This is a genomic window from Lactobacillus fornicalis, assembly GCF_055362665.1.
The window spans coordinates 1-25002 of sequence record NZ_JBLTIM010000020.1 but is presented as its reverse complement, the minus strand read 5'-3'; the positions used below and the strand labels follow the sequence as shown (position 1 = coordinate 25002).

21 protein-coding genes and 1 other annotated feature are annotated in these 25002 nt (G+C 33.6%); of the genes, 6 read left to right on the top strand and 15 right to left on the bottom strand.

What is annotated here, in order from left to right:
- Positions 1 to 60 precede the first annotated feature (60 nt).
- The 9 genes from ACNDLV_RS05305 to uvrC all read right to left on the bottom strand — a co-directional run bounded on the left by ACNDLV_RS05305 (position 61) and on the right by uvrC (position 9541).
- Positions 61 to 393 carry a hypothetical protein gene (locus ACNDLV_RS05305; RefSeq protein ID WP_006587227.1) on the bottom strand — a complete coding sequence of 111 codons (333 nt, stop codon included), beginning with the start codon at positions 391 to 393 and terminating at the stop codon, positions 61 to 63.
- A 99-nt stretch (positions 394 to 492) separates the two neighbouring features.
- Complete coding sequence (locus ACNDLV_RS05300) at positions 493 to 2058, bottom strand: bifunctional metallophosphatase/5'-nucleotidase (protein WP_006587226.1); 1566 nt, start codon at positions 2056 to 2058, stop codon at positions 493 to 495.
- Between the two features lie 68 nt (positions 2059 to 2126).
- Positions 2127 to 2312 (bottom strand): 50S ribosomal protein L32, encoded by a 186-nt coding sequence (gene rpmF / locus ACNDLV_RS05295; protein WP_006584575.1) that lies wholly within the window; start codon positions 2310 to 2312, stop codon positions 2127 to 2129.
- A 106-nt stretch (positions 2313 to 2418) separates the two neighbouring features.
- Positions 2419 to 2673 (bottom strand): LapA family protein, encoded by a 255-nt coding sequence (locus tag ACNDLV_RS05290; RefSeq protein ID WP_034530340.1) that lies wholly within the window; start codon positions 2671 to 2673, stop codon positions 2419 to 2421.
- A 5-nt stretch (positions 2674 to 2678) separates the two neighbouring features.
- The gene (locus ACNDLV_RS05285) at positions 2679 to 3473 is read right to left on the bottom strand and encodes an SDR family NAD(P)-dependent oxidoreductase (RefSeq protein ID WP_006587224.1); all 795 of its coding nucleotides are present in this window, start codon (positions 3471 to 3473) and stop codon (positions 2679 to 2681) included.
- 3 nt (positions 3474 to 3476) lie between these two features.
- A complete protein-coding gene (gene rnz / locus ACNDLV_RS05280) occupies positions 3477 to 4406 on the bottom strand; it encodes a ribonuclease Z (RefSeq protein WP_006586617.1) in 930 nt (309 codons plus the stop codon).
- A 15-nt stretch (positions 4407 to 4421) separates the two neighbouring features.
- Positions 4422 to 6338, bottom strand: a complete 1917-nt coding sequence (locus ACNDLV_RS05275; protein ID WP_022091130.1) for an acyltransferase family protein — start codon at positions 6336 to 6338, stop codon at positions 4422 to 4424.
- Between the two features lie 18 nt (positions 6339 to 6356).
- Positions 6357 to 7655, bottom strand: a complete 1299-nt coding sequence (obgE, locus tag ACNDLV_RS05270) for a GTPase ObgE (RefSeq protein WP_006587222.1) — start codon at positions 7653 to 7655, stop codon at positions 6357 to 6359.
- Between the two features lie 83 nt (positions 7656 to 7738).
- Complete coding sequence (gene uvrC / locus ACNDLV_RS05265) at positions 7739 to 9541, bottom strand: excinuclease ABC subunit UvrC (protein ID WP_006587221.1); 1803 nt, start codon at positions 9539 to 9541, stop codon at positions 7739 to 7741.
- Between the two features lie 117 nt (positions 9542 to 9658).
- Between uvrC and ACNDLV_RS05260 the strand changes: the two genes are divergently transcribed.
- The gene (locus ACNDLV_RS05260; protein ID WP_006587220.1) at positions 9659 to 10270 is read left to right on the top strand and encodes a DedA family protein; all 612 of its coding nucleotides are present in this window, start codon (positions 9659 to 9661) and stop codon (positions 10268 to 10270) included.
- Between the two features lie 50 nt (positions 10271 to 10320).
- On the opposite strand, the gene ACNDLV_RS05255 is transcribed toward ACNDLV_RS05260, so the two are convergent.
- Positions 10321 to 13761, bottom strand: a complete 3441-nt coding sequence (locus ACNDLV_RS05255; protein WP_081328299.1) for a putative mucin/carbohydrate-binding domain-containing protein — start codon at positions 13759 to 13761, stop codon at positions 10321 to 10323.
- A gap of 142 nt (positions 13762 to 13903) precedes the next feature.
- On the opposite strand from ACNDLV_RS05255, the gene ACNDLV_RS05250 reads away from it, so the two are divergent.
- Both ACNDLV_RS05250 and ACNDLV_RS05245 read left to right on the top strand, forming a co-directional pair.
- Positions 13904 to 15283, top strand: a complete 1380-nt coding sequence (locus ACNDLV_RS05250; protein ID WP_006587216.1) for an APC family permease — start codon at positions 13904 to 13906, stop codon at positions 15281 to 15283.
- A 68-nt stretch (positions 15284 to 15351) separates the two neighbouring features.
- Entirely contained in the window at positions 15352 to 16290 is a 939-nt protein-coding gene (locus ACNDLV_RS05245; RefSeq protein ID WP_006587215.1) for a nucleoside hydrolase, read from the top strand.
- Positions 16291 to 16494: 204 nt separating this feature from the next.
- Here ACNDLV_RS05245 and ACNDLV_RS05240 read toward each other — a convergent pair whose 3' ends face one another.
- On the bottom strand, positions 16495 to 17304 hold the full coding sequence (locus tag ACNDLV_RS05240; protein ID WP_006587214.1) for an AAC(3) family N-acetyltransferase: 810 nt from the start codon (positions 17302 to 17304) through the stop codon (positions 16495 to 16497).
- A 366-nt stretch (positions 17305 to 17670) separates the two neighbouring features.
- Here ACNDLV_RS05240 and ACNDLV_RS05235 point away from each other — a divergent pair, with 366 nt between their 5' ends.
- From ACNDLV_RS05235 to ACNDLV_RS05225, 3 genes are read left to right on the top strand one after another with little or no spacing between them, the layout of a single operon-like run.
- Entirely contained in the window at positions 17671 to 18585 is a 915-nt protein-coding gene (locus tag ACNDLV_RS05235) for a PTS sugar transporter subunit IIAB (RefSeq protein ID WP_006587213.1), read from the top strand.
- Positions 18585 to 19367, top strand: coding sequence for a PTS mannose/fructose/sorbose/N-acetylgalactosamine transporter subunit IIC (locus ACNDLV_RS05230; RefSeq protein WP_048588190.1), 783 nt, complete (start codon positions 18585 to 18587; stop codon positions 19365 to 19367). Before ACNDLV_RS05235 ends, ACNDLV_RS05230 begins: the two co-directional genes overlap by 1 nt.
- Positions 19342 to 20157, top strand: a complete 816-nt coding sequence (locus tag ACNDLV_RS05225) for a PTS system mannose/fructose/sorbose family transporter subunit IID (protein WP_180363085.1) — start codon at positions 19342 to 19344, stop codon at positions 20155 to 20157. Before ACNDLV_RS05230 ends, ACNDLV_RS05225 begins: the two co-directional genes overlap by 26 nt.
- 135 nt (positions 20158 to 20292) lie before the next feature.
- Here the strand turns inward: ACNDLV_RS05225 and ACNDLV_RS05220 are convergent, their stop codons facing one another.
- From ACNDLV_RS05220 to ACNDLV_RS05205, 4 genes are all read right to left on the bottom strand, one after another.
- Positions 20293 to 22719: a cation-translocating P-type ATPase gene (locus tag ACNDLV_RS05220; RefSeq protein WP_006587210.1), complete on the bottom strand. Its 2427-nt coding sequence runs from the start codon at positions 22717 to 22719 to the stop codon at positions 20293 to 20295.
- Between the two features lie 30 nt (positions 22720 to 22749).
- A complete protein-coding gene (gene asnA, locus ACNDLV_RS05215) occupies positions 22750 to 23757 on the bottom strand; it encodes an aspartate--ammonia ligase (RefSeq protein WP_006587209.1) in 1008 nt (335 codons plus the stop codon).
- A gap of 58 nt (positions 23758 to 23815) precedes the next feature.
- Positions 23816 to 24050 (bottom strand) — a binding site (T-box leader).
- 56 nt (positions 24051 to 24106) lie between these two features.
- Entirely contained in the window at positions 24107 to 24562 is a 456-nt protein-coding gene (locus ACNDLV_RS05210) for a DUF4145 domain-containing protein (RefSeq protein ID WP_022091125.1), read from the bottom strand.
- An 84-nt stretch (positions 24563 to 24646) separates the two neighbouring features.
- Entirely contained in the window at positions 24647 to 24835 is a 189-nt protein-coding gene (locus ACNDLV_RS05205) for a hypothetical protein (RefSeq protein WP_006587207.1), read from the bottom strand.
- Positions 24836 to 25002 lie beyond the last annotated feature (167 nt).

Below are 25002 nucleotides of genomic sequence, written 5' to 3'. Positions count from 1 at the left end.
AAAGTGTTAAAATCTACACCATCAAAGGGTGCTTTTGTCCAAAGTTTTTCATAGTTATACCTACTTTAGATGTTCAATCTTTTCAGTTTTTAAACTGTACCAATCAAAGTGTCTTTTCCCAGATTTCTTGAAGCAAGCAAGGATATATTTTCTATCTTTATATTCATATGTTTGATAATAAACATTGGTTTCAGTATCTTCTTGCACCATATCCAGTGCTTGGGCTTGTGGTTTCTTTTCTGAAACCACTTGAGTAATTTGATAGTGAAAATATGCTGATTTAATCGAGGTTAAAATCTTAGGGCCAAAAAACATTAAGAAAACTATACTCCAAAATATAATTGCAGGAGTAATAAATGGATGTTTATGACAAAATGATATTACTTTCTTCATAAGCTTTCTCCCTAAAAAATCCCACTACTTCAAATTAATTATATCATGTAAGTGATTTCAAAACTAAAAAGACCACTTCATTGGAAGTGATCTTTTTATCTAATAAAATTTATAATATTGCTTAGTATCTACCTTAACTTCGCCACTAGTCAGATATTCAGTAAACATTTGTACATAATCTTTATCAAGCATCAGTTCAATTTTATCCATTGAATATGCAGGGTAAAAACCTCCACCCATAGCCCGATAATTATTTACTGCCAAATGATAAATATGGTCATCTTCGATTGGGTTTCCATGTAAAGTCAATTCTACTACTCTTTGCCCATGTGGCTTAGATAAATCAACTTCATAATGTAATGGATAAAAGACATCAAAATGATACAACTGTGGCTTAGGCTTAATATAACGATCAATGAAATGAATATTTCCTTCGTTATCTTTTTCAAGGAAAGTAGCAGTATGTTCTAAAATTTCTTTTAACTCTTTACCAGTTAACCTTACCTTACAAAGCTGATTAGCATATGGATAATTCAAAATAACTTCTCTCAAAGTTACTGTTTGATTGGTAAATCCACGTGCCTTTTCGCTCATAACAGCAGTTGCAGAAATATCAGCACCAGTAAAGTAAATTTGCATTTGTTGAAGCAGATTTATAAATGGTGCTCCTTTAGTTCTACCTTCAAAAGCGTTTTTAATTGGTGCTGGCTCAGATAAATGAGCAATTGGTTGATCAAGCCATGCTTGAGCTTTTTGGTCAACATCAGTTATATCTTTTACAATTTCTGAATCTGGTTCATAATCTTTAGTCTCAATTAAACTAGTTTCTAAATTGTTAATCTTAACACCATCACTAGTTTTATCCAAATCAATTACTACTTGCGCAACACATTCGCCTCGATATCCTGGTTGGACGATAGCAGTATTATTAACCACTAAGTTCAAGCGACGATGTTGATGACCAGTCAAAAACACATCAACTTCTGGAACTTCTGTTAAAATCTTGTAACCTTCGTTTTCACCATTATGTGGTTCAGTAGCTACTCCAGTAACGGGATCACTTTCAAAGCCCCCATGATACATTACAGCTAAAATATCAACGTCTTTTTTCAATTTAGGTGCTAATTTCTTTATTTGCTCAAAAGCTGAAACAAACTTTAACCCCTGAATATGTTCTTCTGGTTCCCAATGGGGAACATACTGGGTTGTAATTCCTAATAAACCGATTTTAACCCCATGACGTTCAATAATTTTGTATTCTTGACCAAAAGCAGGATTATCTGTATTTTCATCAAGAATATTATCATTTACAAAACTAGCTGTATTTTTTTCAATATAGTGCTTTAAATAATCCAAGCCAAAGTTAAAATCATGATTTCCTAAGCAGCGACCATCATATCCAATTTCATTATAAGCAGCAGTAAATTGATTGAGCCGTTTGAAACTAATATCTTTATGACAAAAACTTGCCAATGGAGAACCTTGCAAGCAGTCACCTGCATCAGTAACTACTACATTATCTGCACCCCATTTTTCTCTTTGCTTTTTAATAGCAGTTGAAACTCTACTCAAACTAATTGGTGCTTCATAATCATTTTTATCTTGATAATCTGTTGGTAATAAAAATCCATGCGTATCGCTAGTATGTAAGAAAACTAGTTTCATTGTTCAATAATACTTTCCTCTTTGTTTTTTTGTAAAAAAAAAGACACCGCAAATCAGGTGTCTATTAATTAGTCGTTGTTGTTAGCTTTTTTAACAACTTGACGACCCTTGTAGTAGCCGTTTGGTGAAACACGGTGGCTTAAACGGTATTCACCTGTAGTTGCATCGTAATGCATTGCAGGTACAGTTAACTTAATGTGACCACGACGTGAACGTTTCTTTTGTTTTGAAGTTTTTCTTGCAGGAACTGCCATTCGTTAACTCTCCTTTTTTGTAGTTTGAGACTGAAAAAGTCCAATAAGAATCAGACTTCGTTACTCACGTATTTCCATAATACTATTAGATAATGGATAAATCAAGTTATTCATTAATCTTCTTGTCGTTTTTTTTCTTAAAAAATCCCCATGCTCCTTTTTGGTCATTCTGACTCTTTTCTCCCATTAGCCATGATACTAATGCCCCTAAAAAAGCCATAATAACCAAGACTACAATTAACGGCAGTTTAGGTTTAACCACCAAAAAATTAATTGTAACTGGTTCCGTATTTAATAAAACAAAGATTATTAATAATAAACTTACTGCTAATCCAATAACTAAATTCTTTTGTTTATTCATATCCATTACTTTCTAGATCCAAAAATCATTGATAAATAATCACCAGCAGATGGGAATAAGTTATAAAGTTTAGCCATCGCTGCTAATGATAATGGTAGATTGAGCTCACGCTTATCACTACCAAAATAATGTACAACTTGCCAAGCAACATCATCAGGATCTAACATAAAAGATTGAACGTTGTGGACATAATCGCCAGTATGATCTGCTCTATTAAAGAAATTAGTATAAACAGGGCCTGGATTTACCGTCATTACTTTTACACCAAATGGTTTAAGTTCTAAGCGTAAAACATTTGAAAACTGAATAACTGCAGCTTTTGTAGCACTATACACTGCAGATTTAGTTGTTGGTATTTTTCCAGCCATCGAGCCAAAATTAATTACTTGACCTGATTTTTGATCAATCATCACTCTCGCAATTAATCTTGTGAAGTAAATTAACCCCAAGACATTAACCTGGAACATATTAGTTATAAGTTGCGGATTTTGATCAAAGAAATCATCAAAATCACCAAAGCCTGCTGCATTAACTAAGAAATCAATATGCTTAACGGCCACAATAATTTTTTTGAAAGTATCTTCAATTTGATTGGCTTTTCCCATATCAGTTGGATAAACCCAAACTTCAGCTCCTGATAATTCTTTGGCTTCAGCCGCTACTTCTAATAATTTTTCTTCACGACGAGCAATTAAAATTAAATTGGCACCTCTTTCTGCGGATTGCAAAGCAATTGAACGTCCCAATCCGCTTGATGCACCAGTAATAACAACAACTTTATTGCGTAATGAATTACTCATGATTTATCCTCTCATTGGAATATCAAAAACATCTAAATCATTTACTAATACTGTATTAGGGAATACTTTTTGCGCTTGTTTTTCCAAAATATGTGCTTTTGACCCTAAATAACGAGCTGACACATGAGTTAAAAATAAGCGCTTTACATTTGCCTTCTTAGCAATTTCAGCTGCTTGAGTAGCTGTTGAATGATAATATGCTTTAGCCATTTTACCTTCAGGTCCAGCAAAAGTTGATTCATGAACCAAAACATCTGCATCTTGGGCTAATTCAGCAATTGAAGGTGTAATCCGAGTATCATAAATAATTGTAACAATTCTACCCTTTTTTTCAGGTCCCAAAAAGTCTTTTCCATTTAGAACCCTTCCATCTTCTAACTCTACCACTTTTCCAGCTTTTAATTGACCTAAAATTGGCCCATTAGGTAAATGATATGGAGCTAGTTTATCCATTAATAATACACCAGGATGCGATTTTTCTACTACACGAAAGCCAAAACTTGCAACACGATGATCTAGCTTTTTGCAATATACGGAAAATTCTGCATTTTCAAAAATTTTTTGATCATCTTTCAATTCAACAAAATGAATTGGATAGCTAACTTTAGTTTTAGATATACGTAATGCTGTTGTAACAAATTGTTCAAGCCCCGCTGGACCATAAATAGTTAAAGGTCCTACATCTCCTTGAAAAGAACGAGTTGATAGCAAACCTGGTAAGCCAAAAATATGGTCGCCATGATTGTGGGAAATAAAAATTTTAGTAATTTTTCTTGGACGGATATTGGTACGTAAAATTTGATGTTGAGTTGCTTCCCCGACATCAAACAGCCAAATCTCATTCAGCTCGTCAAGCAACTTTAAAGCTAGACTAGAAACATTTCGCTGCTTAGATGGCTGCCCAGCTCCTGTTCCTAAAAATTGAATTTCCATTAATCATTCCCCTATCTAAAACTTTGCTTTTTTCAATATTTCATTTGTAATATAGCTGCTATAATACTTTGATCCTTCAATATTTGGATGTGTTTGATCACCATAAAACCAATCATTGTGGTTCTTGCTATAACTATACCAGTCAATTACTGATAAATTCTTATACTTTGCACTAGCTTTTGCAATCAAATCATTTACTGGTCCTTGCCATTGCCTGCTTGGAACATGAATACTTATCCAAAAAGCTTGCCTTTTAGGACCAATAATTTTCATCAAATGATCAACATCATTCATAGAAAAAGGCCCATTAGTTCCTAAACCTATTAAAACATTTTCAGCTAAAGCGCCTTGGCCTTTATATTGATCAAATAAGCCAATAGTCGGCACTAGCTGCCTTGAAACAGCTGCATCAATTAAAGCATTCGGCATTAATTGCTTAAGCACATCACTAGAACCAGCCATCACTGAATCCCCAATTGCCGTTACATGAACTTTTTGTGCTAATTGTAACTCAACCTGACTGATTCCATATTTTTCAAATTCCTTATTAACTGGTTTATTCTTGGCTGCCTGTTCTGCTTCTACGTATATTTTGGATTTACTTTCTTTTTTCTTGGTACTTTTAAATTTGTCAATTAACTGTTTATTTGACTTTTCTTGATTAGCCCTGTTTTTCTTAATTCTTTCAGCAAGCTGTGATTTATTTGCATTTACCACTTTAATAGCTGGCGATTTTATTAAGGCAATCGTTCCTAACGCTAAAATTAAAGCTGACATTCCAGTTGCAATTCTTAAATGAGCATTTTTTTCTGAATTTTTTAAATGAGCAATAAATATCCGAATACTCTCAAGACTAATTTTAGAAAATGGCTTTTCAATAAAGCGATAAGTCAATTCAGACAAGCCTAAAATTATAGCAAGCTCAATTAGCCGATATAAAACGGCATGATTTGCCATATCGGTAAACTTAGCTTCAAAAAAGACCATAACTGGGAATTGGTACAAATATATACCATAGCTTCTACTACCTATCCAATCAAAAATTTGATTTGTAAAAATTTGATTCCAATGACTGGCTGGGTGAGCTATTATTGCAACTAAAATTGTAGTAAACAAGCTAAATAAAAACATCCCACCACGATAGGCAAAGGCAGCCTGTGGATCCATAATTCTTGATAGAAATAACCAAAGCATTCCAAGCAAAGAAACTGCACCAGTAATATCAAGAATTATCCAATCATTTTTATTAATTTTGGGATTAAGATGTCTAATTGGCCAAACAAATGCTAAAGCAGCACCTAATCCTAACGCAAAGAATCTAGTATCTGTCCCATAATAAATTCTGCTAGTATCAACATTTGGCTGATATAAAATCGCCATCTCTAAAGCAGACAAGATACTAAAACCTATAACAATCCAAAAAGCACGATATCTTGTCTTACAAAACTTAATCAAGACCATCATTATTAAGGGCCAAAATACATAAAATTGTCCTTCAATCGACATGGTCCAAAGATGAGTAAATGGCGATACATTCCCGGCAAAACGTTCAAAATAACTCTGCCCATTAACTATTTGCCAAAAATTATAAATATTAAGCAAATTGGTTATAACAATCTGATTAAACTTGGCAAGAGTTTGTTGTTGAAACATTAATATATAAGCACCACTTGCCCATAATAATGTAATCAGCTGAGGATAAAGTCTTTTTAATCTTGATAAATAAAAGCGCTTATTATCGTAATAACCTTTTTTTTCATAACTAGCTAATATTTGGTCAGTTACCAAATATCCTGATAATACGAAAAAAATCGGCACACCAAGATACCCGCCAATAAAAGTATTGGGATCAAAATGATATAAAATAACCCCAATAACTGCTAATGCCCGAAGGCCTGAATACCCCTTTATAAAGCGATTTTTTCGCTGCATCCTTTCCAATCTCCCTTTTTATTGGACAAATTCAAAGGAAATGTCGCCAATTGTTACATCGTCTCCATCGACAGCTCCTTTGGCTCTAAGTGCATCATCAACACCCATATTTTTCAATTTTCTTGCTAAAAGCATAATACCATCTTGGTGTTCAATATTAGTTCTTTGAACCAAACGTTCAATTTTTGCACCAGTAACAACAAATTCATGTTCGCCAACACGTTCAACCTTAAAGCTTTCATCAACTTCAGGCTTAAATTTGTAGTTCTTTTCTTCAGTAGTTACTTCTTCCACTTCTTGACTAGCTTCAACTTCAGCCACTAAGTCTGCGGCCTTATTCATTAAAGGTTCAAGTCCTTGATGAGTTACACTAGAGATTTTAAAAATTGGCTCTTCAATTCCTAGCTCTTCTAATCCTTGTTTAAAATCTGCAAATTTTTCGTCACTACCTGGAATATCCATCTGTGAAGCCACAATAATCTCACGTTTTTTAGTTAAATCAGCAGTATAATTACTTAGTTCTTTACGAATAATCTTATAATCTTCAACTGCATCTCGACCATTATTAGGATCCATAGAAACTAAATGTAAAATAACCTTAGTTCTTTCAACGTGACGCAAAAACTGAATTCCTAAGCCGACACCTTGACTGGCCCCTTCAATTAAACCTGGAAGATCGGCCATTGAAAAATCTCGACCATCATTTAAAACAACCATTCCTAAATTTGGTGTTAAAGTTGTAAATTCATAAGCCGCAATTTTTGGTTTTGCCTTGGTAACAACTGAAAGAAGTGTTGACTTACCAACAGATGGAAAACCAACTAAACCAACATCAGCTAAAACTTTAAGCTCAAGTTTTAGAGTTCTAAATTCGCCCGGTTCACCATTTTCTGCAATTTCAGGTGCAGTATTAACGCTAGTTGCAAAGTGAATATTTCCACGGCCACCTCGACCACCTTTAGCAACCACTAATTCCTGACCTTTTTTGGTCATATCACCAATGATTTCACCAGTAAAGAAGTCACTTACAACCGTACCAACTGGAACTTTTAAGTATAAGTCTTTAGCTCCTCGACCATATTGTGACTTAATTCGACCATTTTCACCATTATCAGCCTTAAACTTTCTACGATAACGAAAGTCCATTAAGGTTCTAAGTCCACTATCAGCAACAAAAATTATACTACCGCCTCGGCCACCATCACCACCAGCTGGTCCACCATTAGGAACATATTTTTCATGACGAAAAGCGACCATACCATCGCCACCTTTACCAGCTTGGACTTCAATTTTAGTTTGATCAACAAAAGTTGGCATAATTTCCCTTCTTTCTAAAATCAATTTCAACTAATTAAACATACCATATTGACAAAGCAAATTAAATAAAATCTTCAAAAAAACTATAAAGTTAACTTTACAGATTGAGCCTGTGGTAAGGTTAAGCCTGCATCTTGTAACTCCTCAACAGACGCATCCTTAATTTTTTTCAATGAGCCAAATTTCTTAAGTAGTTTATTACGACTTTTAGGTCCTATTCCCTTAATTCCATCTAATTTACTTGCAAGTGAATTCTTAGCATGTGTTTGTCTATGAAAAGTAATCGCAAACCTATGAACTTCATCTTGAATTCTTGTCATTAGATAAAACCCTTCTGATTTAGGATTCATCGGGATAAGTTCTAAAGGTTTACCATTAATTGGATCACCAAAAATTAAATGATTGGTGTGGTGATGATTATCTTTAACCATACCAGCAACAGGAATATCACAATTTAGTTCATTGCGCAAAACATCTAGACACGCATCTACCTGTATCTGACCACCATCCATTAAAATTAAATCTGGCAATTGAGAATGTTCTTTCAACATTCTGCTATATCGACGTCTTACGACTTCACGTGTATTCCCAACTTCATCAGCACCATTTTGATGTTCAACTTCACCTTTTAATTTATATTTACGATAAGCAGTCTTGAAAGGTTCTCCATCTTTAAAAACTACACAAGCGGAAACTGGATCTGTCCCTTGAATATGGGAATGGTCAAAACTCTCTATGATATGACCGTATGGCAGACCCAAAGCTTGAAAGATTTCTGCTTGAGCTCCTTTAGTTTTACGATTTCCCAACTCAAGAAGCCGGAACTTTTCATCTAATTTAAGTTTGGCATTATCTTTAGCCATTTTAAGTAAATCACGTTTTGTTCCGCGTTGTGGAGTCCGAACCTTTACACCAAGGACTTCACTTAAATTATCATTATCTAACCCTTCAGGAACAAGAACTTCTCTAGGTAAAATTCGATTCTTCTGATTATAAAATTGAACAATAAAAGACATAAATTCATCTTTAGGATCTGATAAGTCCATCAAAGGGAACATTTTAGTTTCTCGCCGCAAAAGTTTAGCTTGCCTCAAAAAGAATATTTGAACAGATATCCAACTTTTATCTACATAAAAATTGAAGATATCACGTTGAGTATGATCGTTAGAGATAATCTTTTGTTTTTCAACAGTTTGTTCAATATATCTTAATTGATCTCTTATTTCAGCAGCTCGTTCAAATTCCAAATTACCACTTGCAATTTGCATCTTTTCTGTTAATTCTTGCTTCACCTGAGTGATATCACCATTTAAAAAACGCTTTATTTTTGCTATTTGTGCTTCATATTTGCTACGCGGAACTTCTTGAAAACATGCACCTAAACACTGCCCCATATGATAATACAGGCAAGGTCGGCCTTGATGACCATTGCAACGTCTTAATGGCCAAACCTTTTGAATAAAACGCAATGTTGCTTGGGCGGCATAAACATTTGGATAAGGTCCAAAATAATAACCATTATCTTTATGAACAATTGAAGTTAAGCGTGTTTGAGGATCTTTTTCATTAGTTATTTCAATGTAAGGATAGCCAGTACCTTGCTTTAATTGAACATTGTAATAAGGTTGATATTTTTTTATCAGCGTTATTTCGAGCAAAAAAGATTCTTTATCAGATGTTACTGTAATAATATCAAAATCAGCAATTTCTTTAACTAATTCAGCTCTTCGGCCAACTTGCTTACTTTTAAAATATGAACGAACCCGATTTTTTAAATTTTTAGACTTACCAACATAAATAACAGTGCCATTGATATTTTTCATTAAGTAACAGCCTGGTTGTTCAGGTAATAACTTCAATTTATTTTCAATAAGTTGATTAGCCAAAAAATTCACTCCCTTTATATTCTACTTTTCTAGTCTAGCATGAAACTGCTTTAAAATGGCTTTTTATGTTTTACTTCCCTATAATTAAAAGTAAGATATAGGAAAAGGAGAATATTTATGACTGAATGGATGATTAGCTTAATCAATCAGTTTGGTTTTTGGGCAATATTATTTCTAATTGCACTTGAAAACGTCTTTCCTCCAATCCCTTCTGAAGTAATTCTTTCCTTTGGGGGATTTTTGACATTACATACGAAAATGTCATTATGGGAAGTAGTTCTTGCTTCAACAATTGGAAGCGTTCTTGGAGCATTAATATTATATTATATAGGTTCGCTTTTTACTGAAGTAAGACTAAAGAAATTAGTAAATAATAAATTTATCAAAATGCTTGGTTTTAAAGAAGATGACGTCAGTAAAACAATAGCTTGGTTTAACAAGCATGGAAAAGGGGCCATTTTCTATGGACGATTTGTACCGATAATTAGAAGTTTAATTTCAATTCCAGCTGGAACTGCACAAGTTAAATTGTCGTTGTTCGTTGGACTTACTTTTTTAGGATCATTAATTTGGAACACAGTCTTATCTTCTCTTGGTTTTTACTTTGGTTCCAAGTGGGATATCGTTGTTCAAATAATTGATGATTATGCAATTTTATGTGCTGGTTTATTAGTTATTGCCTTTGGAATTGGTTGCGTATATTGGTATAAAAAGAGAATAAAGAAGTAATTATAAAAGAGGTGTCTGTTACCTGATAAAGTGGCAGACACCTCTTTTATTTATTTTTTAAATTTAAATATTCCATATATTGCTGCAACTAAGGCAGAAAATCCCAACAAAGTTGGTATCCAACTAAAAGTATACTTTTCTTGTTTTTGATTTTTGGAAGCAACCGACTTATTTGGTTGTTTCAATCCTTTTATATGCTTAGGTGCTTTATTCATAATTGGATTTGCAATAGTCTTATTTTTCTTTTTTTCAGTTACTTGCTTATCAGTTTTTGTATTAGTTATTAAAAAAGTAATCAAGCTTTTATTAATAGTTTTATCAACATCATTCAAACTACTATTAATTGGATTGGATTCACTACTACTTGCACTAGTACTTGATTCACCTGAGCTCACTTCACTACTTACACTAGTACTTGGTTCGCTTGTGCTTGCTTCACTGCTTTCACTACTGCTTGGTTCACTTGAGCTCGCTTCGCTACTTGCACTACTACTGCTTGGTTCACTTGAGCTCGCTTCGCTACTTGCACTACTACTGGATTCACTTGAGCTCGTTTCACTGCCTGCACTAGTACTTGGTTTGCTTGTGCTTGCTTCACTGCTTGCACTACTGCTTGGTTCACTTGAGCTCGTTTCACTGCTTGCACTACTGCTAGATTCACTTGAGCTCGTTTCGCTACTTGCACTGCTGCTTGGTTCGCTTGTGTTTGCTTCACTACTTGCACTACTGCTGGATTCGCTTGAGCTCGTTTCACTGCCTGCACTACTGCTTGGTTCACTTGAGCTCGTTTCGCTACTTGCACTGCTGCTTGGTTCGCTTGTGCTTGCTTCACTGCTTGCACTACTGCTAGATTCACTTGAGCTCGTTTCGCTACTTGCACTGCTGCTTGGTTCGCTTGTGTTTGCTTCACTACTTGCGCTACTGCTGGATTCACTTGAGCTCGTTTCGCTACTTGCACTGCTGCTTGGTTCGCTTGTGCTTGCTTCACTACTTGCACTACTGCTGGATTCGCTTAAGCTCGTTTCACTGCCTGCACTACTGCTTGGTTCACTTGAGCTCGCTTCACTACTTTCATTACCACTTGATTCACTCGAGCCAAATGGTTGAAGCGCACCATCATCTTCCATTGAAGCCTCGGGACTAGTTTCTGCTTCTTTGGCAACACTTTCACTCTGTGATACTTCTTTAGTTGAACTTGTTTTTCTACCAATACTATCAGGATCTATAGTTTCATCTACTATTCCTGAATCTTTAACATATAAATATTTATTTACAAAGTTCAAACCATCAACTGAACTTCTAAATGTATAAATACCATTTGCAATTGAACCTAAACTTACCAATTGACTGTCAACTTTAACTGTTTTAATAACTTGGTTTCCATCTTTTACATATAATGTACTACCATTAATTGCATCAAAATTAGAATCAGCAATTCTTAAAGTTATATCACTTGTTAAACCAGCTTTTGCCAAAGTTTGATTTGTAACTAACATGCCTTGAGAAGCTAGTAAATTATCAGTTAATCCCAATTTAGAAATTAATGTATTAACTTTAGTAGCACTATCAATCAAATCATCTGGGACAACCTGATAAATCATTGCTACTGCAGGTAAATTATATACATTACTTTCAAGTGTCGTATCTATTTTTTCATTAATAGTTTGCCAATATGGAGCAACATTAAGACCATATTTATCTTTATAAACTCTAACCCAATCATCTGGTATATATTTAAATTTTAAACCTTTTCTTGCAGCTTCTTTATAGTAAATATTGAAGTTACGGAAGGCATCCATCCCTTTTAAGTTATATGCCAGATTCATCCAAAAATGTAATCTTCCAAAAAAGTTTAGTCCATTAAAATCTTTTCCAGATTTTACTTGTTTAATAAAATCATTAACACTGGCAAACTTTTGACCATATAATAACCATGATTTTTTCTCAAAATTATCTTTTTCATATTCAAGTTGATATAAAGTCCCAAAAATATTGTTAAATGAATCTCGAATCCATAATCCATCACTTGGTATTTCATATCCATGACCTATTTCATGAAGTGGTAACCAATTTATACTTAGGTAGGCACTAACACTTTTACCATTTTGTGCCGTGAGCCTACCTGAATAATAACCCGCACCTGATCCTGTTTGATCCGACATTACGAAATATTTTCCCTTGACGTTCTTATCAGGATTATCATTATAATCATATCCAGTCAAATAGTTATATAGTTTAAAAACCTGGTTATCATATTGATCAATAAGTTGTTTAATATCTGTTTTAGCTACAAGATTATAGTCACTTAGCGGAACTAAAATATTAATATTATTCGCTTCGATTAGTGCAAATGCAGCTCTTGTTTTTTGCCACTGCTTTAAAACATCTGTCTGACTATTCGTAGCAGTAAAAGTTGGTAAAGCTGGCGCAACACCACTCACTAACTCATACTCTAATTTAGGTTGAACAGAAGTAGCATTTGATTGAGGGGTTTTCAAAAAGACCACAGCATCATCTCTGGTAGCAGTTATTTCAACCCAATCACTTCCAACAGATGTTGATTTAATTTCTGCTGAAGCATAGCCTACTAATTCAACATTTACCTGCCCTTTATAATTATCATTAACTTGTCGAATTTTTATAGTACTTCCTTCAGTCAAAATAATTCCTAAAGGCTGTCTATCTTGGGAGGTTCCCATTTGTCTACCTTCAGCATTGCTATCTGATTGAGTCGGTAATACATAAAAACTTTTGCTTTGAACTTGATCCTTTTTTATTGAAGTTAAATCTGCAGCTTCATCAAATAAGCGATTAGCGGTTGCTAATCTTTGTTTAATTATACTTTTTTGTTCGGCAGTTAATCCTGTTGAAAGAATAAAATTTAACTTAATAGCACTAATCTGCTCTTTTGATGCTTTTGTAGATAATTCATCATCTTTATCTGAAGTAAATAAAGTATTAAGTTGGGTCTGTAAATTTTCAAAATTTGTTTGGTTACTAATCTCTCCTGCCCCAGTATATTCATAATAAAAGGTAGATACCGAAAAGCTCGATCTAAATTTCATAGATGAAATCAATCTAGTTGGTTCTGCGTGATAAATTGCAATTTTATCACCTTTTTTTAAAGTAAAATTTTCATTGAACTTAACACCTTTATTACCAATAAAATCTTTTTCATAAATAACTTTATTATCACGTATTACCTTCACAAAAGCATAATTTCTATTTTTCCAATATACGTGTGGTGCTACACCAGTTGCAACCACATTTAAATTACTTCCATTAATTTCAATTGTGGCAAATTTAGTATCACCTAAGCCCTTAAAAGTCCAGCTATAAACTTGTGACTGCTGATCAGTCTGAGAGGAAGAAGTACTGGCTGCTTTAACCAATTGTGATGCATTCCCAACACTTAACAAACTAGCAGCAACAGCTGAACTTATTAAAATTTTTTTCTTAAAATCCCTTTTTTTAAAAAACTCTTTTTTCATGTTATAACCTCTTTTTCCTCTAATACAATCAAAATTATAGCAAATAGCTTGAGCTTTTACACTTTCAAACTAGCTTAAAAAGATATTAAACGTTATAATATATAAATAAATTTTTTCAATTTTAATGAGGTGAGGTTTATCAATGAATATTTTTAGAAAAGAAAGCATTAATAAATACCTAGCCCAAGATCATAAATTTAGTAAAACGCTAACTGCTAAAGATTTAATTTCTTTAGGTGTTGGTGCAGTTATCGGGACTGGAATTTTTATTCTACCTGGAACTGTAGCTGCTAATTATGCTGGGCCTGGTGTGACCCTGTCATTTTTACTTGCTGCATTAGTATGTGTTCTTAGCGCTATGTCATATGCTGAATTTAGTTCAACTATGCCTGTTGCTGGGAGTGCATATTCATATGGAAATATTATTTATGGTGAAATTATTGGCTGGATATTAGGTTGGGCCTTAATTTTGGAATATATGTTAGCCGTTGCTGCAGTTGCAGCCGGTTGGTCAAGCTATTTTCAATCATTCTTAGCGCCATTTAATATTAAATTACCAGCTGCATTTGTAAGTTCTTTTAATCCAAGCAAGGGAACTTATGTTGACATAATTGCTATTGGGATTGTTTTATTAATTACACTCTTATTGTCTCGTGGAATGCGGGATTCTGTAAAAATTAATAATTTTGCTGTTATTCTAAAAATTGCAATTATAGTTTTATTTATAATTGTTGGTGCCAACTTTATTAAACCAGCCAATTATCAACCATTTCTTCCATATCATTTTTCTGGAGTAATAAAAGGTGCAACTACTGTATTCTTTGCCTTTCTAGGTTTTGATTGTGTATCAAGTTCCGCTGCGGAAGTTAAAAATCCTCAAAAAAATATGCCCCTTGGCATTATTGGTACTTTATTAATTGCAACCCTATTTTATATGGGAGTTTCAATTGTACTTACAGGAATGGTTAACTATAAAGCACTTGATGTAGCAAATCCCGTGGCTTTCGCTTTACAATTCGCTCATCAAGACTGGATTGCCCAACTCCTCTCATTTGGAGCGCTAGTAGGTATGGCAACTATGATGTTAACTATGATTTATGCGAGTTCTAGATTGGTATATGCAATGGCACGTGATGGTCTTTTACCACAATCACTTGCTAAATTATCAACAAAAAATAAAACCCCTCAGCTTAGTTTGTGGGTGGTTGCTATTGTTATTAGTTTAGGAGCTGGAGTTTTTTCTGTAGATCAATTAACTAGCCTGGTAAACTTTGGCACTTTATTGGCATTTACATTTGTTTCATTTGGAATCTTGCCACTTAGAAAAAGAAAAGATCTGCCAAATAATGGATACCAAATGCCAGGATACCCTGTTTTACCAATTCTTTCTGGATTAATTTGTCTATATTTATTAACCCAACTTAATATTGATGTTTATATTATGGCAGCAATCTGGTTTAGTTTGGGAATAATTATCTATTTCTTATATGGTTATAAACACAGTCTATTAAATAAAAATTAGTGAAATCGTTCTTATTTCAACTACTATCATGTATAATGATAGTAGTTTTTTTATGAAAGGTTACCAAAATGAAGAACATTTACTTTAATCACGATGGAAATACAGACGATTTAGTTTCTTTACTTTTACTTTTACAAGCTCCAGATATCAACTTAATTGGAGTCAGTGCCATTGATGGCGATGGTGATGTGATTGCATCATGCGAAGCTAGCAGAAAAATTATTGATCGTTTCAATACTTTCAACCATCAATTAGAAGTAGCTATGTCTAATTCACGTGCCCATCACCAATTCCCAGAAGAATGGCGTCAAAGCACCTTTACATTTAACAGCTTTCCGATTTTGAATGAACATGGCACAATTAATACACCAGCCGCTAAAAATCCTGCTCATATTGATATGGCCGAAAAAATTATGGCTCAAACTGAAAAGACAACTTTAATAATGACTGGTCCGATAACGGATTTAGCTCGGGCTCTTGATTATGAACCAAACCTTGAAAATAAAATTGATAAATTATATTGGATGGGTGGTTCATTAGACGGTCATGGAAATGTATTTGTTCCTTATTATGACACAACTCAAGAATGGAACGCTTTTTGGGATCCAGAAGCAGTTGAACGTGTTTGGAATTCAAATATTGACATTCAGATGGTTGGCCTCGAAAGCACTGAAGAAATTCCATTAAATGAAGAGCTTAAACAACATTTTGCTAGTTTACGACGTTATCCTGCAATGGATTTAATTGGGTTAGGCTATAGTTTAATCATTTCTTCTCAACCTGGTAATCAATATTATTTATGGGATGTCTTAACTACTTTATCAGCCCTTTATCCTGATTTAGTCGAAACTCGAAAAGCCAAATCATATGTTCTGACCCAAGGTGCAGCTGCTGGACGCTTAGTTGAATCTGAACAAGGACGTCCAATGACTTTAGTTACTAAGGCAGATAAGAAAAAGTTTTTTGAAAAATTTGATGAGTTAGCATTAAGTGCTAAATTTAAGTAAAAAATAGGATTGGTTAAACCCAATCCTATTTTTTATTCATTATCTTGAATAATAATATGATGTGAAAAGATATACGCACAAACCAAAACGAAAACAACAAAGATAGAAGTTAAAATAATTGCCATAAACAGCCCACCTTTTTTATATATCTATAATCATCTTATCATGTTTTCGCTTTCAATGTCCAAAGATACGCTTCTTACACTAAATTTCTGGCCCTTTCCACCCAGCATTAAGCAAATGAACTCGATCCTTTTTTTGATACCAATCACAAGCGAAATTAACAAAGTCCTGTAAATTAAAAATCAAAATCTGACCTGCAGGTAAATTTGCAATCTTAACAGGATATTTTTGTAAAAAATGAGTTCCTAAATCTTCATAATCATGATATTTATTTAATTCCACATTATTGAAGCTTACCCAAACTTTTTCACCTGCAATTAATACAGGGGCCTTTTCTTGAATTAGAGGCCGTGATATTTCTGATTCTGCCAAGTAAGGTGCTAAACATGTTTCAAAATTTGTACCTAAACACACCACTTTGGCGTTCAATCTCAGTAAATGTCCTAAAACCCCTTGTTTCCCAAATGGCAAATCAAAAGTATGGGGCTTTACAATTGTTTCTTTGTCTTTCCCCCATGCTGAAAAAGAATAAATTGGATGATTGTCACGTAAAACTTCCTTTTGCATTCGAAAGTATTCCATAAAAGAATCTAACCCTGTTACTGGAGTAGCTTCAGAATCAAATGCTGGCATTTTTTTCATAATTTTTTCTTTTAACTCTGCCCTAACTTGTGGTTCTTTCAAATGTAAGCTAAAACTTGGCAAAATAATATTGCCATCTTTAACTAATAACTTCAGAGCGGAAAAAAGAGACTGTTGTTTCCCTGGAAAAATTCCCAGTGCAGACATCCGTAAATTTACTAACAAAGTGTCAGTAGAACTTATCCCCATTTCTTTTAACGATTGGGCTAAATCTGTATCAGAATAAATTAATTCTCTATCTTCTTCCATAATTTTTCCTCTGCTTGTTAGAAAACATTTACTTTTTAAGAATACTTTGGCAAAAAGTACGGTTTTCTTGTGAAAATCCAATATAAATAAAAATGTATATCTTCTTGTAAAATTTATCTGTTTTTATTTTACCAGTCTACACCCAAAAACACTAAAAAGTGGTTTATACCAAAGCTATTTTTTCTCAATTATATATCTTTATTTTGTAAAGCGATTACAAACTAACAACTGCAAGGTTTCAGAAATTGGTCTAGTCATAATTCTTGCTAATTTATCATAAGGTTTATGTCAATATTTGAAAAATTGGTTAGCTTTTTCTAGCTATTAGTATATAATCAGTAACAGATTGATTTTGGAGGCGAAAATATGCCTAATTTATTATTAATTAGTCATGGAAGCTACGCCAAGGCAACTTTAAGCAGTTGTGAAATGATTCTTGGCCAGTTAAAAAATATAAAAGCAATCGAATTTAAGCAAACCATGAATCAGGATGATTTACTTAAAGCAATCGAAATTGCAGCGCAAACATTTACAAAATTAGATGCAATTATTGTAGATTTTACTGGAGGAACTCCGGCAAATACTGCAATTAGGTTTCAAGCTCAACATCCAGAAGTAAAGATATATACAGGTTTATCTTTTGCCTTACTTTTGGCAGTTGCAAGTGGAACTCCATTCTCTGATGCATATAAACAAGTAGCACAAACAAGTGGCTTATTAGGAGAAAAAAAGCCGGAAGAAAAAACCAAGGTTAGCACTATAACTAAAAGTACCACTCAAAAAACTGCTATGTTTATTCGAATTGATGAACGTTTAATTCATGGACAAGTTGCGACTATGTGGACTAATGCTTTAAAACTAACAAGATTAATGGTAATTGATGATCAAATTGTTAAAAGTCCCATTCAAAAAACTGCTCTTAAAACAGCTTGCCCTAATGGTATTCATTTAAGTATCCTAACAGCCGCAGGAGCAGCTAAAAGAATCAAACAAGGACAATATCAAGGGCAAACAGTTTTAATTTTAGTAAAAAGACCTGCGATTTTAAAGCAACTAGTTGATTTGGGAGTTAAGTTACCAGAAATCAATGTTGGGAATATGTCAACCAAGGAAGGATCTCAGCAAGTCGCAAAAAGTGTCGCTGTAACAGATAGTGATATTGCAGATTTTAAATACTTAGAAGACAAAGGACTAACTATATATCATCAAATGATACCTAGTGAAGCACGAGAAGATTTTATGAACTTACTTAAAAGTAACGAAATTGGAGGACAAAATTAATGATTGCATGGTGGCAAATTATTCTATTAACAGCCTTAGCTTTTTGGATGATATTAGATCAGCTTACTTTAGTAACAATTAACTCCCCTCTTTTAATTGGAATGATTTCCGGAATTATAATGGGAGACATAAAAACAGGTCTAGTTGTCGGCTCAACACTACAATTAATGGTTCTCGGTGTTTCAACATATGGTGGAGCAAGTATGCCTGATTTTATGACAGGTGCAATAGTGGGAACAGTTTATGCTGTTTTAACAAACAAAGGTACTCAATTTGCTATTGGCCTAGCAGTTCCAGTTGGCTTATTAATGGTACAACTTGATGTTTTAGCACGATTTTTTAATACAATTTTTCAACATAAAATGGATCAAGCTATCAAAAATAACAATACAAAAGTGGCAAGTCGCAATGCTTACTTAGGTTTTCTATCTTGGGGCTTATCCAGAGCAATTCCTGTTTTTATTTTATTAGTAATCGGCAATGATATTGTCAAAACAATTTTACGTGTTGTTCCAGTTTGGTTAACAAATGGGCTCAAAGTTTCTGGTGGAATTTTGCCAGTTGTGGGGATTGCTATTTTATTACGCTACTTACCAACAAAAAAATTTATTTCATATTTGATAATTGGTTTCTTAGCTGCAGCCTATCTAAAAATGCCAATGCTAGGTGTAGCTTTGCTCGGTGCTGCACTAGCAATTTTGAATTACAAACGAGAAAATACCCCTACAATGCAAACAAACACTACAAGTTATGAAAATGCGGAGGGTGAATATGAAGACTAATACTAAATTAACAAAAAAAGATTTATTTCAAGCAAATTGGCGCTGGCTTTGGGCAAGTCAATTATCTTGGAACTATGAAAAAATGATGGCACCAGGATATTTCTATACTGTATTACCATTTTTAAAAAGATTCTATCAAGATGACGAACTTGTAGATATGATGAAAATGCATTCTCAATTTTTTAATACGAATGCTTTTACTGGCCCATTTATTATCGGAATGGATTTAGCAATTGAAGAACATCAAGGTTACAAAGCAAAAGAAACTGTTGCTGGTATTAAAACTGGATTAATGGGGCCACTTGCAGGGGTTGGTGATACAATATTTGGAGTAATCATCCCAACTATTTGTGGATCAATTGGAGCATACATGGGGCTGAAAGGAAATGCTTTAGGAGCTATTATCTGGTTATTGGTAAATATTTTTATTTTATTTGCAAGATTTGCAATTTTACCAATGGGTTACTACCAAGGAGAAAAATTAATTAATTCCGCCGAAGGGAAGTTAAATGCCGTTACTGACTCCGCAATTTTGCTTGGTGTAACAGTTGTTGGCGCATTAATTCCAACGGTAATTAAAGCAGATGTTCCATTTGTCTTTTCTGCTGGAAAAGTAACCTTAAAATTGCAAACTGTTTTAAACCAAATTATGCCTTCTCTAATTCCAGTATTATTAGTAGCATTTGTTTACTGGCTTTTAGGCAGAAAAAAGATGACTTCCACAAAAGTAATTTTATTTGTATTAGTTTTAGGAATTATTTTAAGTTATTTTCACATCTTAGGAGCATAGTTTTCATAGAAAACTCCTATAACGCAAAAAAGTTGATAATCTTGGTTATATAAAACCTTGATATATCAACTTTTTTATTTTCAACTTTTATCAAAAGTTAGTTTTTTTCTAGACACTTTCTAACAAAATATTCTATTAATCATTTTTCCCTCGCTTATAAGCTGCCTTTACCTGTGCAAATGTCGTTTCTCGCCCATTTTGTACTAAAGTTGCTCCTACTTCAGCCATACCATCAGCTATTGCCGATAGCCATCTAAAAATTGAAACTTCTGCAAAGAACAAAACAAATAATAAGAATATCGATCTACCTGAAATCATGGTTAGTGCGAAGAAATGATGGAAGAATACAATCGATACAACAATTGTAAAGAAAGCTATAACCATTACCCCTAACCTGAATTGATTTAAAGGTTCAGAAATATGATATAAAACCATCATCCCCACAGCAACTAATACCATAGTTGCAGTAGTTGATAAGTCTTTATGTCCTAAATCTAGTGCCATATTAGCTGCAATCCAAACCCATACAGCCAACATGTCCGTTAAGCCCCCTGGAATTGATTTAGATAAAACATTGGCAATAAAATTACCACGAATAATATTATGATTACTTTCTAAAGCCAATAAAAATGACGGCAGGCCAATTGTAAAGGCACTAATCAACGTTATTTGTGATGGACGCAAAGGATAATTTACAGTCAACATTAATGAAATTATTGACATTAAAAATGAAAAGATATTTTTAACAAGAAATAGACTTGCACTTCGTTCAATGTTATTAACAACTCGTCTACCTTCATTAACAACATCTGGCATTTTTGCAAAATTTGAATCAAGCAACACTACCTGAGAAGCTTGCACAGCTGCAGAATTACCTGAAGCCATAGCAATAGAACAATCTGCTTCTTTCATTGCTAAAATATCATTGACTCCATCACCTGTCATAGCAACAGTTTTGCCAACTTCTTTAAGTGCTAAAATCAGATTCTTTTTTTGGTCAGGTTTAACTCTCCCAAATACAGTGTATTCTTTTACTGCATCTTTATATTCACCATTAAATTTTGATAAATCTATATATTTCTCAGAATTTCTAATTCCTGCTTCTCTAGCAACTCGAGAAACTGTAACAGGATTATCACCTGAAATCACTTTAATATCAACGCCTTGTTTCGCAAAATATTTAAAAGTTGCTGGTGCTTCTTTGCGAATAGGATTATTAATTAAAATATAACCCAATACAGATACAGATTCTGTTAAAGGAGAGTTTTCAGAAATTTCTTTGGGATATTTAGCAAAAACTACTACTCGATATCCAGATTCAACATATGCTTGAAATTCTGGAAGATACTTTTCAAAATCAGCTCGCAATACCATTTCTGGGGCGCCTAACACTAAACTATATTTTTCAAAAACTGCTGCGGAATATTTATTCACAGAAGTAAACGGAACAATCAGCTTAGCTTTTTGAAATAAGCGTGTCTTAAATTTTTCACTTACTGCCTTCATTGTTTCATTATCAACTGGCATATTACCAGAAAAGTCAGCTAAGTATTTATTTAAATCACTACTTGTTACATTATTACTGGTAATTGCTTTTTGTACTGTCATGACCGGTTCAGTAATTGTCCCAGTTTTATCTACACAAAGAACGTTTACTCGGGCTAAAGTTTCCACACTTTTCATATTATGTAGCATTACCTGTCTTCGTGCTAACCTTGTTGCAGCCATAGCTAATGCAATGGTAGTCAATAAGTATAACCCCTCTGGAATCATTCCAATAATTGCAGCTTCCATAGAAGTAATACTATCTGCTAAACCAGCATGATTGAGGAAATAACTTTGAGAAAATAGTGCTATCCCCAAAGGAATAATGATGATACCAACCCACTTGATAATTTTATTAATGGAACGAACCATTTCACTTTGTTCAACTGATTTCATAGCCTTAGCTTCAAGAGTTAATTTAGCTATATAAGATTCATTACCAACTTTTTCTAGTTGCATATAAATCTCCCCAGAAACTAGGAAGCTTCCAGACATTAACTCTGAACCAATAGTTTTCTTAATTTCATCAGCTTCACCCGTAAGCAATGCCTCATTAACTCTTGCTTCACCAGCTAAAACTCTACCATCAGCAGGGATTTGATCACCTGTTTTCAAAATAACGACATCATCTTGCACTAATTTTTCAATTGGTTGTCGTATTTTTTTCCCATCGCGAATAACAAGAACTTCAGCTTCATTCATTACTGTCAATTTGGATAAAACATGCTTTGCACGGATTTCCTGAACTATCCCAATGATAGTATTAGCAATGATAACTGGCAAAAAAGATAAATCACGATAAGAGCCAACTACTATTAACAATCCAGCCAAAATCGCAAAAATCAAATTAAAGTAAGTAAAAGTGTTTTCGGCAATAATTTGCCAATTAGACTTAAACTGATTATCAGTTGCCTCATTAACTAATCCTTGCTTTATTCTCTTACTAACTTCAGGAGTAGTTAACCCAATATCCAAATCTATATGTTGCTTCACTGCCATCTTGTTCTCCTTAAACATGATTTTAGATAATTATATCATGTTCCAGGATTAAAGTAGGTGTATACCACCTGCCTCACATTCTTTTATTGTTTTTTCAGGCCATACACTAACTTGTACTTCACCAATATGAGCTTTTTTCAAAAGCAACATACAAAATCTGGATTGACCAATCCCTCCACCAATTGTGTAAGGTAATTCGCCATCCATCAGCATTTTATGGAATGGCAGTTCTAATCTATCTAAAGTATCAGTTAGAGTAAGTTGTCGTTTCAAGGCTTCTTCATCAACTCTAATTCCCATTGAAGAAACTTCAAATGCACATTTTAGAACTGGGTTCCAAAATAACAAATCACCATTTAATTTCCAATCATCATAATCTGGTGCTCGAAGGTCATGTGGTTCACCAGTCAATGGTAACTTACCACCAATATGCATAACAAACACAGCTTTATATTCTTCACAAATTTTATCTTCGCGTTCTTTAGCAGTAAGTTCTGGCCAACGAGCTTCTAATTCTTCACTAGTTACAAAATAAATATCTTCCGGAAATTCAAAAATATCTCCATATTTTTTAGTGACCTTCTTACCAGTTATTTTCATTGCCGAATAAATATCTTTAACAGTCTTCTTCAAGAACTCAGTTGTCCGATCTTCTTTAGCAATAATTTTTTCCCAATCCCATTGATCAACATAAATTGAATGTAGATTATCTGTATCCTCATCTCGACGAATTGCATTCATGTTAGTGAAAAGACCTCCACCCATTTTAAAGCCATATCGCTTCAAGGCGAATCTTTTCCATTTAGCAAGTGAATGAACAATTTGCAAATCTTCATCAGGTTCTTCTTTAGTTTCAAACGCAACTGGACGTTCAACACCATTCAAGTTATCGTTAAAACCAGATGATTTTTTAACAAATAAAGGAGCTGTAACTCGAAGTAAGTTCAACTTTTCTGCTAATTCAATCTGAAAAATATCTCTAATATCACGAATTGCTTCTTCTGTTTCTCTTAAACTACGTGTTGCCTTATAATCAGCGGGAATAAATGTCTTCATAATTATTTCTCCTAAAAAATAAATTTGGAATGAAAAAGAGCCTTCCATCCCCAATTGTATAAGGGACGAAAGGCTCTTTCCGCGGTACCACCCAACTTGTCAAACAATGACCACTCTAAATCAGATGCAATCACATCTGTCCCGAGATAACGTTGGGGATTACGTCTTGGCCTACTGAATTCGACCTCGCAGCATAAAAAAGTGTTTTTCAAAAAATTCAGGGTCTGCTAACTTTCCACTAGCTGTCAGCTCACTGTAAGAATGAATTAATCTACTCGTCTTTTTGCTTTTAGTTATTGTTCATTTATTTATCAATTATTTAATCACGCATTAATTTAAAATGCAAGTATTATGCTGTAACTTTTTTTCGCTGTACCCGTTTTAATAAAATATCTGCATATTTTGCATTTAATCCATCATGATAATTAGCCAGAAAGACAAGTAAATCATGATAGTTTTGTAATGCAAGTTGCGCAGTATATTCATCAATGTTCATACTTGAGTGAACAGCTATACTCCCATATGTTCTCAATCGATCAAATAACCGCATAATTGTTGCCGGATAAACAGCATTTTGGCGCAAAGTTTTAATTTTTCCACTTAAACCAAAACCTTGATTCTCATCTGATACTAAATGTGCCTGTTCAACTAATAAAGCAGCTAACTTTTCCACATCACGTCTAATATTAAAAAACATCTCATTGTACTGCTTATTTTGATAAAAATTAGAAATTTTAGATATTTGTAGATTTACTTTTTCTAATAAGTGCGATTTTTTCACAAAATCAAAATTAAATTCTTTCATATTTCTTCTCCTTTTTAGCATCTCAGCTATATTATGCCAAAATGTGTAACCGCTTACTTATATACAAAAAGAAAAAAGTTAGGTTTACCCTAACTTCTCCAATTCACCACGTCGCTCTTTTATCATTTCATCTAAAACATCTAAGTCATGTAAATTTGCATATAATTTAACAAATCGTTTTGCAGTAGACCGATGATTATAAATTTGTTGCTTGTCCTTATGATGTGAGCGCCACTTCTGGTTTGCACGCTTTTGTGCTTCAGATGTTGCCATTTTTATTCCTCCAAAATAATGAATAGTAATTCTTCCCCAAATTATTGACTAGTCCAAATACTGAACTAGCTATTCATATATTAATTATATATCAGAAATCGCTTTCAGAAAGATAAATTTAAAATAAATCTATATCTTTATAAATTCTTGAGACCGTAAAATAGTTT

Bases quoted from the DNA above. Each gene is read 5' to 3' on its own strand.
- rpmF (WP_006584575.1), bottom strand. From the start codon at position 2,312: ATGGCAGTTCCTGCAAGAAAAACTTCAAAACAAAAGAAACGTTCACGT.
- ACNDLV_RS05300 (WP_006587226.1), bottom strand. From the start codon at position 2,058: ATGAAACTAGTTTTCTTACATACTAGCGATACGCATGGATTTTTATTA.
- ACNDLV_RS05245 (WP_006587215.1), top strand. From the start codon at position 15,352: ATGAAGAACATTTACTTTAATCACGATGGAAATACAGACGATTTAGTT.
- ACNDLV_RS05210 (WP_022091125.1), bottom strand. From the start codon at position 24,562: ATGAAAGAATTTAATTTTGATTTTGTGAAAAAATCGCACTTATTAGAA.
- ACNDLV_RS05220 (WP_006587210.1), bottom strand. From the start codon at position 22,719: ATGTTTAAGGAGAACAAGATGGCAGTGAAGCAACATATAGATTTGGAT.
- ACNDLV_RS05225 (WP_180363085.1), top strand. From the start codon at position 19,342: ATGCGGAGGGTGAATATGAAGACTAATACTAAATTAACAAAAAAAGAT.
- ACNDLV_RS05255 (WP_081328299.1), bottom strand. From the start codon at position 13,761: ATGAAAAAAGAGTTTTTTAAAAAAAGGGATTTTAAGAAAAAAATTTTA.
- asnA (WP_006587209.1), bottom strand. From the start codon at position 23,757: ATGAAGACATTTATTCCCGCTGATTATAAGGCAACACGTAGTTTAAGA.
- ACNDLV_RS05205 (WP_006587207.1), bottom strand. From the start codon at position 24,835: ATGGCAACATCTGAAGCACAAAAGCGTGCAAACCAGAAGTGGCGCTCA.
- ACNDLV_RS05285 (WP_006587224.1), bottom strand. From the start codon at position 3,473: ATGAGTAATTCATTACGCAATAAAGTTGTTGTTATTACTGGTGCATCA.
- ACNDLV_RS05250 (WP_006587216.1), top strand. From the start codon at position 13,904: ATGAATATTTTTAGAAAAGAAAGCATTAATAAATACCTAGCCCAAGAT.
- ACNDLV_RS05235 (WP_006587213.1), top strand. From the start codon at position 17,671: ATGCCTAATTTATTATTAATTAGTCATGGAAGCTACGCCAAGGCAACT.
- ACNDLV_RS05260 (WP_006587220.1), top strand. From the start codon at position 9,659: ATGACTGAATGGATGATTAGCTTAATCAATCAGTTTGGTTTTTGGGCA.
- ACNDLV_RS05305 (WP_006587227.1), bottom strand. From the start codon at position 393: ATGAAGAAAGTAATATCATTTTGTCATAAACATCCATTTATTACTCCT.
- obgE (WP_006587222.1), bottom strand. From the start codon at position 7,655: ATGCCAACTTTTGTTGATCAAACTAAAATTGAAGTCCAAGCTGGTAAA.
- ACNDLV_RS05290 (WP_034530340.1), bottom strand. From the start codon at position 2,673: ATGAATAAACAAAAGAATTTAGTTATTGGATTAGCAGTAAGTTTATTA.
- ACNDLV_RS05240 (WP_006587214.1), bottom strand. From the start codon at position 17,304: ATGGAAGAAGATAGAGAATTAATTTATTCTGATACAGATTTAGCCCAA.
- ACNDLV_RS05275 (WP_022091130.1), bottom strand. From the start codon at position 6,338: ATGCAGCGAAAAAATCGCTTTATAAAGGGGTATTCAGGCCTTCGGGCA.
- rnz (WP_006586617.1), bottom strand. From the start codon at position 4,406: ATGGAAATTCAATTTTTAGGAACAGGAGCTGGGCAGCCATCTAAGCAG.
- ACNDLV_RS05230 (WP_048588190.1), top strand. From the start codon at position 18,585: ATGATTGCATGGTGGCAAATTATTCTATTAACAGCCTTAGCTTTTTGG.